The 12,972-nt window shown below is 67.3% G+C and carries 12 protein-coding genes and 1 pseudogene; 7 read left to right on the top strand and 6 right to left on the bottom strand.

Annotated elements, in window-relative coordinates; all coding sequences use genetic code 11:
• Positions 1–14 precede the first annotated feature (14 nt).
• From H165_RS0105705 to H165_RS0105685, 5 genes are all read left to right on the top strand, one after another.
• Complete coding sequence (locus tag H165_RS0105705; protein WP_017937948.1) at positions 15–938, top strand: ABC transporter ATP-binding protein; 924 nt, start codon at positions 15–17, stop codon at positions 936–938.
• Positions 935–1,666 carry an ABC transporter permease subunit gene (locus H165_RS0105700; RefSeq protein WP_017937947.1) on the top strand — a complete coding sequence of 244 codons (732 nt, stop codon included), beginning with the start codon at positions 935–937 and terminating at the stop codon, positions 1,664–1,666. Before H165_RS0105705 ends, H165_RS0105700 begins: the two co-directional genes overlap by 4 nt.
• 12 nt (positions 1,667–1,678) lie before the next feature.
• Entirely contained in the window at positions 1,679–3,511 is a 1,833-nt protein-coding gene (locus H165_RS0105695; protein ID WP_017937946.1) for a GldG family protein, read from the top strand.
• A 41-nt stretch (positions 3,512–3,552) separates the two neighbouring features.
• Entirely contained in the window at positions 3,553–4,527 is a 975-nt protein-coding gene (locus H165_RS0105690; RefSeq protein ID WP_017937945.1) for a DUF4340 domain-containing protein, read from the top strand.
• A gap of 204 nt (positions 4,528–4,731) precedes the next feature.
• Positions 4,732–4,941 (top strand): cold shock domain-containing protein, encoded by a 210-nt coding sequence (locus H165_RS0105685; protein ID WP_017937944.1) that lies wholly within the window; start codon positions 4,732–4,734, stop codon positions 4,939–4,941.
• 62 nt (positions 4,942–5,003) lie between these two features.
• On the opposite strand, the gene H165_RS0105680 is transcribed toward H165_RS0105685, so the two are convergent.
• The 4 genes from H165_RS0105680 to H165_RS0105665 all read right to left on the bottom strand — a co-directional run bounded on the left by H165_RS0105680 (position 5,004) and on the right by H165_RS0105665 (position 10,098).
• A complete protein-coding gene (locus H165_RS0105680; RefSeq protein WP_017937943.1) occupies positions 5,004–5,387 on the bottom strand; it encodes a hypothetical protein in 384 nt (127 codons plus the stop codon).
• Between the two features lie 63 nt (positions 5,388–5,450).
• A complete protein-coding gene (locus H165_RS0105675) occupies positions 5,451–6,254 on the bottom strand; it encodes a putative RNA methyltransferase (protein WP_017937942.1) in 804 nt (267 codons plus the stop codon).
• Positions 6,254–7,393: a succinyl-diaminopimelate desuccinylase gene (gene dapE, locus H165_RS0105670; RefSeq protein WP_017937941.1), complete on the bottom strand. Its 1,140-nt coding sequence runs from the start codon at positions 7,391–7,393 to the stop codon at positions 6,254–6,256. The genes H165_RS0105675 and dapE overlap by 1 nt, the downstream gene beginning before the upstream one ends.
• 110 nt (positions 7,394–7,503) lie before the next feature.
• A complete protein-coding gene (locus H165_RS0105665; RefSeq protein ID WP_017937940.1) occupies positions 7,504–10,098 on the bottom strand; it encodes a glycosyltransferase in 2,595 nt (864 codons plus the stop codon).
• A 378-nt stretch (positions 10,099–10,476) separates the two neighbouring features.
• Between H165_RS0105665 and tcdA the strand changes: the two genes are divergently transcribed.
• On the top strand, positions 10,477–11,289 hold the full coding sequence (gene tcdA, locus H165_RS0105660; RefSeq protein ID WP_017937938.1) for a tRNA cyclic N6-threonylcarbamoyladenosine(37) synthase TcdA: 813 nt from the start codon (positions 10,477–10,479) through the stop codon (positions 11,287–11,289).
• A 51-nt stretch (positions 11,290–11,340) separates the two neighbouring features.
• A complete protein-coding gene (gene ung, locus H165_RS0105655; protein ID WP_017937937.1) occupies positions 11,341–12,078 on the top strand; it encodes a uracil-DNA glycosylase in 738 nt (245 codons plus the stop codon).
• A gap of 84 nt (positions 12,079–12,162) precedes the next feature.
• Here ung and H165_RS0105650 read toward each other — a convergent pair whose 3' ends face one another.
• Both H165_RS0105650 and H165_RS0105645 read right to left on the bottom strand, forming a co-directional pair.
• On the bottom strand, positions 12,163–12,531 hold the full coding sequence (locus H165_RS0105650) for a VOC family protein (RefSeq protein ID WP_017937936.1): 369 nt from the start codon (positions 12,529–12,531) through the stop codon (positions 12,163–12,165).
• A gap of 100 nt (positions 12,532–12,631) precedes the next feature.
• Positions 12,632–12,967, bottom strand: a pseudogene (locus tag H165_RS0105645) (AbrB family transcriptional regulator); the annotation flags it as partial.
• Positions 12,968–12,972 lie beyond the last annotated feature (5 nt).

Genomic DNA, 12,972 nt, shown 5'->3' with positions numbered 1-12,972 from the left:
GATGGTGAGAGACCATGATCGAGATAAGAAATCTGACCAAGCGATTCGCTCAGCACACCGCGGTGGACAATCTGTCCTTCCGGGTCCAGGCAGGGGAGGTGCTGGGCTTCCTCGGCCCGAACGGCGCCGGCAAGTCCACCACCATGAAAATGCTCACCGGATTCCTCGCTCCCACCTCGGGAACCGCCAGCATCCTCGGCTTCGACATCCAGACCCAGACGCTCGAGGCGCAGCGGCAGATCGGCTATCTGCCGGAGGGCGCGCCCTGCTACGCGGACATGACGGTGCGCGGATTCCTCGAGTTCATCGCCGAGATCCGCGGCTTCCGGCGTGCCGAGAAGAAGCAGCGGGTCGAGCGGGCGGTGGAGCAGCTGGAGCTCGGCAAGGTGCTCGGCCAGTCCATCGAGACCCTGTCCAAGGGCTTCAAGCGCCGCGTCGGTCTGGCTCAGGCGATCCTCCACGATCCCCAGGTGCTAATCCTCGACGAGCCCACCGACGGCCTCGATCCCAACCAGAAGCACCAGGTGCGCGGGCTGATCCAGAGTCTCGCCCGCGACAAGATCGTCATCGTTTCCACCCATATCCTCGAGGAGGTCAGCGCCGTGTGCACCCGCGCGGTGGTGATCGCCCAGGGCCGCCTGCTGGCCGACGGCACCCCGCTGGAGCTGGAGAGCCGCTCGCGCTACCACCAGGCGGTGACCTTGGTGGGCAGCGAGGCGCTGGACCAGGAGGCGTTGCGCGCGCTGCCCGGGGTGGCGGGCGTGGAGGTCAACGAGCGCGAACACAGCCTGACCGTGCTGGCCGAGCCCGGCCAGGTGATCTTCCCGCAGGTCAACGGGCTGATCGCCGAGCGCGGCTGGCAGGTGAAGGAGCTGAACGTGGAACGCGGCCGCCTCGACGAGGTGTTCCGCAGCCTGACCCGGGGGGAGATGGTATGACGCAGTTGCCGGTGATTTTCAGACGCGAACTGGCGAGCTACTTCGCCACGCCGCTCGCCTACGTGTTCATCCTGATCTTCCTGGTGCTCTCCGGAGTGTTCACCTTCTACCTGGGGGGACTCTACGAGAGCAACCAGGCTGACCTGGCGCCGTTCTTCAACTTCCACCCCTGGCTGTACCTGTTCCTGGTCCCGGCCATCGCCATGCGCCTGTGGGCCGAGGAGCGCAAGTCGGGCTCCATCGAGCTGCTGATGACCCTGCCGGTGACCCGTGCCGAGGCGGTGCTCGGCAAGTTCCTCGCCGCCTGGGCGTTCGCCGGCCTGGCCCTGCTGCTGACATTCCCCATGGTGCTCACCGTCAACTACCTGGGCGAGCCGGACAACGGCGCCATCGCCACCGGCTACTTCGGCAGCTGGCTGCTGGCCGGCTCCTACCTGGCCATCGGCTCCTGCATGTCGGCGCTGGCCAAGAATCAGGTGATCGCCTTCATCCTCGCGGTGAGCATGTGCTTCCTGTTCATCGTCAGCGGCTTCCCCATGGTCCTCGACGCGCTGTCCTGGGCGCCGCAGTGGCTGCTTGACGCGGTCGCTTCGCTGAGCTTCCTGACCCGCTTCGATGCCATCAGCAAGGGCGTGATCGACCTGCGCGACCTGCTCTACTTCGTCAGCCTGATCGCCGCCTGGCTGGCTGCCACCGCGGTGGTGGTCGACCTGAAGAAAGCCGACTGAGGAGAGGCCCGCATGAAGAAGTTGATGTATTCCAGCGTCGGGCTGCTGCTGATCGCCCTGGCGTTTCTCGCGTTCAACATGTTTTCCGGCCTGGTGCTCACCGATGCGCGCCTGGACCTGACCGACCAGAAGCTCTACACCATCTCGGACGGTACCAAGCAGATCCTCAGCGAGCTGGACGAGCCGATCAACCTGTACTTCTTCTACTCCGACAAGGCCACCCGCGACGTGGTGCGCCTGCGCAACTACGCCAAGCGCGTGGAGGAGATGCTGAAGACCTATGCTCGCGAGGCGGACGGCAAGATCCGCCTGCAGATCATCGACCCCGAGCCCTTCTCGGAGGATGAGGACCGCGCCGCCGAGTTCGGTCTGCAGGCGATTCCGCTCAACCAGAGCGGTGACCAGGTGTACTTCGGTCTGGCCGGTACCAACAGCGTCGACGTCACCCAGGTGATCCCCTTCTTCCCGCTCGACCAGGAGGAGTTCCTCGAGTACGAGCTGAGCCGTCTGGTGCAGAGTCTGGCCAAGCCGGAGCTGCCAGTGGTCGGGGTGATGTCCGGACTGCAGATCAACGGCGGCTTCGACATGGCCCGTCAGCAGCCGACCCCGGCCTGGATGGTGATGGAGGACCTGCGTCAGCAGTTCAAGGTGGAGAGCCTGCAGAGTAACGTCGACCGCATCCCCGACAAGGTCTCGGTGCTGCTCCTGGTGCATCCGAAGAACCTCCCCGAGCAGACCCTCTACGCCATCGACCAGTTCGTCCTGCGCGGCGGCAAGCTGCTGGCCTTCGTCGACCCGTTCAGCGAGTCCGACCACTCCTTCGGCCTGCCGGGCGAGGGCAACGACCGGGCCTCCGACCTGGCGCCGCTGTTCAAGGCCTGGGGCCTGCGCCTGGTGCCTGGCAAGGTGCTCGGCGACGGCGCCTACGCCATGGCGGTGACCACCGGCCAGGGCCAGCGTCCGGTGCGTCACGTAGCCTGGCTGAACATGCCGCGCCAGGCCCTCGACCAGAGCGACGTGAGCACCGCCGGCCTGGAAAGCATCACCCTGGCCACCGCCGGCATCCTCGAGCAGGTGGAAGGCGCCAAGACCAGCTTCACTCCGCTGATCCAGAGCTCCGAGTACGCCATGCCCTACGACGCCTCGCGCTTCGCGGTGCTGGACAACCCCGAACCGCTGATCCGCGAGCTGCAGCCTACCGGCGAGCGCTACACGGTGGCCGCACGGATCAGCGGTCCGGCGCAGAGCGCCTACCCGGACGGCATCGAGGGCCAGAAGGACGGCCTCAAGGAAGCCGCCAACATCAACGTGATCGTGGTCGCCGACACCGACCTGCTCGCCGACCGCATGTGGGTGCAGGTGCAGGAGCTGTTCGGCCAGCGCATTCCGCAGCCCTGGGCGGACAACGGCAGCTTCGCGATCAACGCCCTGGACAACCTGTCCGGCTCCGACGCGCTGATCAGCGTGCGCTCGCGCGGCCGCTTCAGCCGGCCGTTCAGCGTAGTCGAGGAGATTCAGCGCAACGCCGAGATGAAGTTCCGCGAGAAGGAGGAGGCCCTTCAGGCGCGCCTCAGCGAGACCGAGCAGAAGCTCGCCGAGCTGCAGCGTCAGCAGGACCCCAGCAAGGTCCAGGAGCTCACTCCCGAGCAGCAGGCTGCGGTGCAGCAGTTCATTCTCGAACGCCTCAAGCTGCGCAAGGAGCTGCGAGAGGTGCGCTACCAGCTCAATGCCGACATCGAGGCGCTGGGCCGAACCCTGAAACTTGCCAACATAGTGCTGGTGCCTGTGCTGCTGACCGTGGGCGCGCTGGCCTTGGGGCTGTGGCGCCGGCGCCGACGGGCCTGAGTGGGACTGGCTCCGCTAGCCGTAAGTCTTAAGGAGGAAGGATGGGACGCAAATCGCTGTCGTTGCTGGCGCTGCTGATCCTGTTGCTGGGCGGCGCCTATTTCTGGCTGCAACGTCCGCAGCCGGCAAGCCCGGAACGCGAGGTGCTGCTGCCGGACCTGCAGGGACGGGTCGCCGAGGTCGCTGCCATCGAAGTGACCGCGCCCGGCCAGCCGAAGGTCCGTCTGGTACGCCGCGAACAGGCCTGGGTGGTGCCGGCCAAGGCCGACTATCCGGCAGATCCGGGCGCGGTCGGCACGCTGCTGCGTGCCTTGGTGGAGGCGCGCAAGGTCGAGGCCAAGACCCGCAACCCGCAACTGCATGGCCAGCTCGGCCTGGCCGCCGAAGGCGAGCAGCAGGCCACCAAGGTCCGGCTCGAGCTGCCCGCGCAGAAGCTCATCGACGTGCTGGTCGGCAAGTCCGCCCAGCAGGGTTCCGGCCAGTACGTGCGCCTCGCCGATGACGATCAGGCCTGGCTGATCGACAAGGCCGTGGACCTGCCGCAGGGCGAGCTGCACTGGCTGGACCGCCGGGTTGCGGCGATTCCCTTCGACGCCATCCGCCAGGTGGAGGTGCGTCTGCGCAAGGGCGAGACCTTCACTGTGTTCCGCGACAAAGCCGAGGAGCCCAACTTCAAGGTCAGGCAGCTGCCAGCCGACGCCAAACTGCCCTACGAAGCGGCGGCCAACGGCATGGCCTCGCTGTTTGGCCACCTCGACTTCGCCGATGCGGCGCCGCTGGATCAGGTGAAGTTCAAGGAGCCGCTGCTCGACTACGAGGTGCAGACCTTCGCCGGCGGCCGCCTGAAGGGAGCGCTCTACCAGCAGGGCGAGCAATACTGGATGACCCTCGCCGAGCGCGACAAGCTGGAGGCGGAGCAACTGCCCGGCAGAGCCGACTGGGCCTACCGCATCGAGCAGTACCAGTACCGAGCGCTGGCCGTGGCCCTGAAGGAGGCGCTGGCGAAGAAGCAGTGACCCGGAAGGGAGGGCATTTGCAGGCTATTACAAGCTTTTCTGAAAAAGTCCTTTGCAGTTTTAGACTGGCTTTATACACTCCAGGCTCGCGGGTTCCTGAGAACGCTACGCGATTCAGCATGGTCTGAGGTCGGTCGAGCGCTTCCCCGAGCCGTCGATACCCTGCGAAGGGCAATAATAAAATGCGAGTTGGAGAGAGTTGTAATGGCTGATCGTGAGATTGGGACCGTCAAATGGTTCAATGACGCCAAAGGCTACGGCTTCATTCAGCGGGAGAGCGGCGCCGACGTGTTCGTCCACTACCGTGCCATCCGCGGCGAAGGTCACCGGACCCTGAACGAAGGCGAGCGTGTCGAGTTTTCCGTGATTGACGGCCAGAAGGGACCGCAGGCGGAAGACGTCGCACGCGCCTGAAGGTCCTTAACGCAAAAGGCCCGCCAGCATGGCGGGCCTTTTGTTTTGGGGCGCCGGAAGGCTCAGTGGGTGCGCCAGATGATCTCTTCCTCGCCGGTGGCGCTGACCTTGATCCAGCGGTCGGCATCCTCCTCGCCTTCCTCTTCCTGCCAGCCGCCGGGGGCGCAGCGGATCTCCACGCCGAGCGCCGCGTGGGCCGCGCGGGCGCAGGCCAGGTCGTCGGCCCAGGGGGTGTCGGGGCTGTCGAGGAACAGGCTGTGCCAGCTGCCCACCGCCCTGGGCACCCAGGTTAGCGGGATGAGCCCGGCGGCGCTGTCGATCTCGCACTTGAAGGTCTGGCCCTGCTGGCGCCATTCCGTGCAGGGGCCGAGGATCTGGGTCAGCCAGCGGATCACTTCGTCGCGGTCGGCGTCCTTGAGGTAGATCTCGATATCCGGTTGGCGCATGGCGGCTATTTTCCTGTCGCGGGACCAGGCGTCCCGGCAATGCTCGTAGTGGGGCGGGTGCTTTCAGTCGAGTTGCAGCCAATCGTAGCGCACCGACACGCTGACCTCTAATGTCCGTTCGATCACCGCGGCACGGCGCTCGGCGCTGGCCCGCCAGCCGTGCGGGGTCATGGCCAGCAGGTCGGCACGGGCCTCGGGGCTGTCCAGGTTCAGGCGGAACTCCAGGGTTTCGCTGTGGGCCAGGCGGATGCCGGCGGGCAGCCTGGCCAGGTGCTTCTCGTCGTCGTAGGGGCGCACTTCGTCGTATAGCCGTTCGCGCAGCTCCAGCAGGTGGTGGCGGGTCGGGCCGACGCGCAGCACGCCGCCGCCCGGGGTCAGCAGACGCACCGCCTCGGCCCAGTCCTGCGGGCTGAACACGCTGGCGAGCAACTGGCAGCTGGCGTCGGCAAGCGGGATGCGCGCCATGCTGGCGACCAGCCAGGTCAGCTGCGGGGCACGCCGGCAGGCGCGTTTGACCGCCTCGCGGGAGATGTCCAGGGCGCAGCCCTCGGCGCTCGGCAATGCCTGGGCGAGCCGCGCCGTGTAGTAGCCCTCGCCGCAACCGATGTCCAGCCAGCGCTGCGGCGCCCGCACGGCGGCCAGCGCGGCCAGGCGCTCGGCGATGGGGGCGTAGTGGCCGGCCTCCAGGAAGCGCCGGCGCGCCTCCACCATGGCCTGGTTGTCGCCCGGATCGCGGCTCTTCTTGTGTTGTACCGGCAGCAGGTTGAGGTAACCCTGGCGGGCGCGGTCGAAGCGGTGGTTGGCCGGGCAGGCGACGCCGTTGTCGAGTGCCGTCAGCGGCTGGTGGCAGAGCGGGCAGATGAGCATCAGGCGAGCAACCGTTCCAGGGTTTGCTGGTAGATGTCGGTCAGGAGGTCGAGGTCGCTGGCCAGCACCCGCTCGTTGACCTGGTGGATGGTGGCGTTGACCGGGCCCAGCTCCACCACCTGGGTGCCCAGGGTGGCGATGAAGCGGCCGTCCGAGGTGCCGCCGCTGGTCGAGGGGGTGGTCTCGCGGCCGGTCACCGCGCGGATGCTGGCGCTCACCGCATCGAGCAGCTCGCCCGGTTCGGTGAGGAAGGGCAGGCCGGAAAGCGCCCAGTCCAGCTGGTAGTCCAGGCCGTGGCGGTCGAGGATTTCGGCGACCCGGCGCTGCAAGCCCTCCACCGTGGATTCAGTGGAGAAGCGGAAGTTGAACACCGCCACCAGCTCGCCGGGGATCACGTTGGTGGCGCCGGTGCCGGCGTTGAGGTTGGAGATCTGGAAGCTGCTCGGCGGGAAGAACTCGTTGCCGGCGTCCCAGTGCTCGGCGGCCAGCTCGGCCAGTGCCGGGGCTGCCAGGTGGATGGGGTTCCTGGCCAGATGCGGGTAGGCCACGTGCCCCTGCTTGCCGCGCACGGTGAGGGTACCGCCGAGGGAGCCGCGCCGGCCGTTCTTCACCATGTCGCCGAGCAGCGTGGTGCTCGAGGGCTCGCCGACGATGCACCAGTCGAGGCGTTCGCCGCGGGCGCGCAGGCGTTCGACCACCGCCTTGGTGCCGTGCTGGGCCGGGCCTTCCTCGTCGCTGGTGATCAGGAAGGCGATGGAGCCCTTGTGGTTCGGGTGCGCGGCGACGAAGCGCTCGACGGCGACCACCATGGCCGCCAGGCTGCCCTTCATGTCCGCCGCGCCGCGGCCGCAGAGCATGCCCTCTTCGTCGATGCGGGCCTCGAAGGGCGCGTGCTGCCAGGCCGAGTGGGGGCCGGTGGGCACCACGTCGGTATGCCCGGCGAAGCACAGCACCGGGCCTTCGCTGCCGCGAACCGCCCAGAAGTTGTCCACCTCCTCGATGCGCATCGGTTCGACGCGGAAGCCCGCCGCGGCCAGGCGGCGCATCATCAGCTCCTGGCAGCCTTCGTCCAGCGGGGTGACCGAGGGGCGGCGAATCAGGTCGCAGGCGAGTTCAAGGGTAGGGGAGAGGCTGGGCATGGAGTGGGTTCCGCAAGAGCAGGTCGGGGAAGGCGGCCAATCTTAAAGGAAAACGGCCGCTCCGGCGCGTCCGAGCTGGCGCGAGCCTCTCTCGACCGCGTGGCCGGCCCTCAGACCGGCACTTCGTCGCCCTGGGGCGCTTCCTGGGCCTGGGGCATGGACGACAGCAGGGCCATGACCAGCGCCGCCAGGTAGGGCAGGGACTGCACCAGCAGGGTGGCGACCCAGAACTTCACGTCGTTGCTGGGGAAGCCCTGGACGATGCCGATGCCCAGCGCCGCTCCCCACAGCAGGAGCATGATGAACACCTCCTCGCGGGCTTCCGCCAGGGCCACCAGCAGGCCGCTGCTGCTGGCCATCTTCGGCGTGCGGAAGAACGGGATGGTCCGGGTGAAGGCGCCGTAGATCACCGCTTTGGCGATGGTGTGGGAGAGCGCCAGGCCGGCGATCGCGGCCTGGAACGAGCGCTTGAGGTCGACGCCCACCGCCTTGCGGTATAGGTACATGATCTTGCCGAACTTGAAGAAGAACAGCGCCAGGGGCGGGATGGCGAAGATCATCAGCGGCGGGTCGACGCGCTGCGGGACGATGATCATCGCCGCCGACCAGAGCAGCGCGCCAATGGTGAAGAAGACGTTCAGACCGTCGGCGATCCACGGCAACCAGCCGGCGATGAAGTGGTAGCGCTGGCCGAGGGTGAGCTGGGAGCCCTTGCCGAGGAACAGGCTCCTGGCGTGGCCCTTCATGATCTGGATGGCGCCGTAGGCCCAGCGGAAGCGCTGCTTCTTGTAGTCGATGAAGGTGTCCGGCATCAGCCCGCGGCCGAAGCTCTGGCGGGCGTAGGCGGCCTGGTAGCCCTGTTCGAACACCCGCAGGCCTAGCTCGGCGTCCTCACAGATGGTCCAGTCGGCCCATTTCAGCTGGTCCATCACGCTGCGGCGGATCATGGTCATGGTGCCGTGCTGGATGATCGCGTTGCGGTCGTTGCGGGTCACCATGCCGATGTGGAAGAAGCCCTTGTATTCGGCGTAGCAGAGCTTCTTGAAGGTGCTTTGCTCGCCGTCGCGGTAGTCCTGCGGCGACTGCACCACGGCGATCTTCGGGTCGGCGAAGTGCGGCACCATGCACTTCAGCCAGTTTGGCTCGACGCAGTAGTCGGAGTCGATCACCGCCACCACCTCGGCGTCCGGCGCGGTGTGCGGCAGGATGTAGTTCAGCGCGCCGCCCTTGAAGCCGGCCAGCGGCGCGACGTGGAAGAAACGGAAGCGCGGGCCGAGCTTTTCGCAGTAGTCGCGCACCGGCTCCCAGACCGCCGGGTCCTTGGTGTTGTTGTCGATGATCAGGACTTCGTAGTCCGGATAGTCCAGGTTGGCCAGGGCATCGAGGGTCTGCTTCAACATCTCCGGCGGTTCGTTGTAGCAGGGCACGTGGATCGATACCTTGGGCCGGTACGCCTCGTCCGCCAGTACCGGCAGGAACAGCCGGCGGCGCTTGCGCACCCAGACCGTCTCGGCCCACTCGTGGGCCTCGGTGAGCAGCACGATGAACACGCCGAGGGCGCCGAAGCCGAGCAGCACGCCGACGGTCAGGCTGAACCAGGTGCTGTACTGCTGGCTGTAGTCGTAGGCGATCCACACCAGCGCCGAACCGCCGGCGAAGGCCACGAAGGACAGGAAGGTGCGGCCGTGCTGGCGCAGCGAGCTGCTGTCGATCAGCAGCAGGGTCAGCGACAGCAGGCCGAGGACCACCGAGAGTACGGCGAGCAGGCGCCACTGCGGGATGGCGACGATCGGCCCCTCGAAGGCGAACTTCGGCTGCCGTTCGGCGTTGTAGACGCCCCAGTAGGCGCCCACCGAACCTTCCTCGGCGGCCTTCCAGGGCTGGTCGAAGGCCTCGATGACGAAGTAGCTGTAGCCCTTGGCGTTCAGCTCGTGGAGCAGGGTGCGCAGGTAGATGGCCTGGTCGGCCTGGGAGGCCTCGGCGCCGCCGCGCATGCGCCCGTTGCTCGGCCAGCCCACCTCGGAGAGCAGCAGCGGCTTCTTGGGGAACTGCCTGCGCAGGTCGCGGGCGCGATCGAGGACGAACTGGGTGGCCTCTTCCATGGGCACGAACTCCCAGTAGGGCAGCACGTGGGCGGCGATCAGGTCGACGTGGTCGGCCAGTTCCGGGTGTTCCTGCCAGATGTGCCATTGTTCGGAGGTGGTCACCGGCACCTTGACTGCGCTGCGCACCCGGTCTAGGTAGTGGATCAACTGCTCGACGCTGATCTCGCGGCGGAACAGCGCCTCGTTGCCGACCACCACGCGCACCACGCTGCGGGTGGTGTTGGCGATCTCGATGGCCTTGGCGATCTCCCGCTCGTTGCGCGCCTGGTCGGGGCTGATCCAGATGCCCAGGGTCACCCGCAGGCCGAGTTCCTCGGCTAGGCGCGGGATCTCCGCCAGGCTGCCTTCCACCGAGTAGGTGCGGATGCTCTCGGTTTGCCGGCTGACCAGCTCCAGGTCCTCGAGGATCTGCGCCTCGCTGGGGTACTGGTTCTTCTGCGGGTTCTGGCCGAGTCGGAACGGCGAGAAGGAGAAGCCGGAGATCTGTTCCGGCCAGTCGGGGGCGCTCACCGGGCGGTTGATCAGCGCCCAAAGGCCGGTGAACAGGGCGGCGACCGCGACGAAGACTACGAGATTGAGTCCGAATTTTCGCGAGGGCATGGAGGCTCGGATGTGGATGCGTACAGCGGAAGGGGAGAGGCCAGCGGACGCTGACCGGCGTCGCCATGCTACTCCCGCCCCCGGTGCCTGTATAGGTCCTGGCCATTGGTCAGGCAAAGGCTCCGGGAAGTTCGCTTTTTCCGCTGGACGGTGCGTACGCCGCGCGGCGGAGAGCCGCCTTCCTCTGGGCGTCACAGGGCATTGAGGAGGGTGCGCTGGCAGCCTTCCAGGCCCAGGTCGGCCCGGCGCCGAAGTGCGGCCGGGCGGGGCTGTGGATGGTGAAGTCGTACATGCCCACCTCCAGTGGCCTGGTCGGTTCGCCCCCTCACCCGCAAGCTCTTATAATGCGCGCCCATCGGCCAGACAGGGAGCCCTTCCATGCAGATCGACGAACAGCGCTTCGGCGGCATCACCCGCCTCTACGGCCGTGAGGGCCTGGAGCGTCTGGCCGCCGCGCATGTCGCCGTGGTCGGCATCGGTGGAGTGGGTTCCTGGGCTGCCGAGGCGCTGGCGCGCAGCGGGGTCGGCGAGATCTCCCTGTTCGACCTGGACGACGTCTGCATCACCAACACCAACCGGCAGATCCACGCCCTGGACGGCGCCGTCGGGCGCCCCAAGGTGGAGGTGATGGCCGAGCGCATCCGTGCCATCAACCCGGCCTGCCGGGTGCATGCGGTGGCCGACTTCGTGACCCGCGACACCATGGCCAAGTACATCACCGAGCAGCTCGACGCGGTGATCGACTGCATCGACAGTGTCACCGCCAAGACCGCGCTGATCGCCTGGTGCAAGCGGCGCAAGATCCAGATCGTCACCACTGGCGGCGCCGGCGGGCAGATCGACCCCACGCAGATCCGCATCGCCGACCTCAACAAGACCTTCAACGACCCCCTGGTCGCCAAAGTGCGCTCGCTGCTGCGCCGCGACTACGGCTTCTCGCGCACCCCGGGGCGTACCTACGGGGTGCCCTGCGTGTTCTCCACCGAGCAGCTGCGCTATCCCAAGCCGGACGGCAGTGTCTGCCAGGCCAAGGGCTTCGTCGGCGAGGGAGTGAAGCTCGACTGCGCCGGCGGCTTCGGCGCGGTGATGATGGTCACCGCCAGCTTCGGCATGACCGCTGCCGCCAAGGTGGTCGACAAGCTGGTGGCCGGCGCGCGGCGCCCGGCGGAACGCCGGGCTCCGGCGAATTGACATTCCCGGCCAGCCTTTCTAGGGTGCCGGCGACATCCCCGTGGAGCTGCCATGAGCACTAGCGAAGACCGCATCAAGCTCGAGCCGGGCTGGAAGGAAGCCCTGCGCGACGAGTTCGCCAAGCCCTACATGCAGGAGCTGCGCGCCTTTCTGCTGCGTGAGAAGGCCGCCGGCAAGGTCATCTACCCGCCGGGGCCGCTGATTTTCAACGCGCTGAATTCCACGCCGCTGGAGCGGGTCAAGGTGGTGATCATCGGCCAGGACCCCTATCACGGCCCCGGCCAGGCCCATGGCCTGTGCTTCTCGGTGCAGCCCGGGGTGCCGCTACCGCCGTCGCTGCAGAACATCTACAAGGAGCTCAAGCGCGACCTGAACATCGACCCGCCGCCCCACGGCTGTCTGCAGCACTGGGCGGAGCAGGGCGTGCTGCTGCTCAATACCTCGCTGACCGTGGAGCGCGGACGTGCCGGCTCGCATTCCGGGATCGGCTGGCAGCAGTTCACAGACCGAGTGATCGAGGTGGTCAGCGAGCGTCGCCCGCACCTGGTGTTCCTGCTCTGGGGCTCCCACGCGCAGAGCAAGCAGCGCCTGATCGATCCCGCCAAGCATCTGATCCTGCGTTCGCCGCACCCCTCGCCGCTGTCCGCGCATCGCGGCTACATCGGCAACGGTCATTTCGGCCGGACCAACAAATACCTTGTCCAGCACGGCATGGAGCCGATCGACTGGCGTTTGCCGGAGGACCCCGGCGCGCTGGTGCAGAGAGAACCGACCGGCCAGCCGGCCTGAGGGCTGGCATCGGCGTTTCGAGGCGCATGGCGTTTCGCCACGCCGGGGCTGCCTGCCGCGCCGCTTCGCGGCAGGCGGGCGGCCTCAGGTCATTTTGAAGAAGGCCAGCTTGTTGCCGTCCAGGTCGCGCACATAGGCGCCGTAGAATGTGGGCAGGCGATAGCCGGGGGTGCCCTCGTCGCTGCCGCCCAGCTCCAGGGCCTTGGCGTACAGGGCGTCGACCTGCTCGGTGGAGGCGGCAGCCAGGGCCACCATGGTGCCGTTGCCCGCCGTGGCCGGCTGGCCGTCGTAGGGCAGGCAGACGCCTAGCATCGGCTTGCCGGCGCCGTTGCCGTAGAGAGCCAGACGGCCCATGTCCATCACCAGGCGGGCGTCGAGTAGGGCGAGCAGTTCGCCGTAGAACGCCTTGGCCTTGTCCATGTCGCGGGTGCCGATCGTCACATAACCAATCATTGTGTCGTGCTCTAGTCCTGTTGAGTGGTTGCCGGGCGCCTTGCGCCCGTATCCCGAGCTTGAGTGAATCCGACGGCACTGTCGAGTAAGGCGTGGTCCGCTATTCCCGGACGGGGGAAAGGTACTGCCAGAGACGGAACAGCGGTTCGGCGAGGAACATCACCAGGAACAGGCGCAGGACCTGCACGGCGGTGACCAGGGCCACCGGGAGTCGCAGGGCTTCGGCGGTCAGGCACAGCTCGGTGATGCCGCCGGGCATCATGCCGAGCATCAGGGCGCTGCGGTCCGCGCCGGCCAGCCAGCCGAGCGCGATGGCCAGGACGGCAGCGACGAGCATGGTCAGCAGGCTGAACAACAGCACGTGGCCGAGAAAGACCGGAGCGCGGCGGAAGAAGGGGCGGTCGAAGTGGCAGCCCAGCGCGCAGCCGCGATGCCAACCGG

Origin of the sequence: Pseudomonas thermotolerans DSM 14292 (assembly GCF_000364625.1) — a bacterium.
GTDB lineage: Bacteria > Pseudomonadota > Gammaproteobacteria > Pseudomonadales > Pseudomonadaceae > Aquipseudomonas > Aquipseudomonas thermotolerans.
Note: the sequence above shows the minus strand (reverse complement) of the source record. Positions and strands in the feature narration are given on the sequence as shown.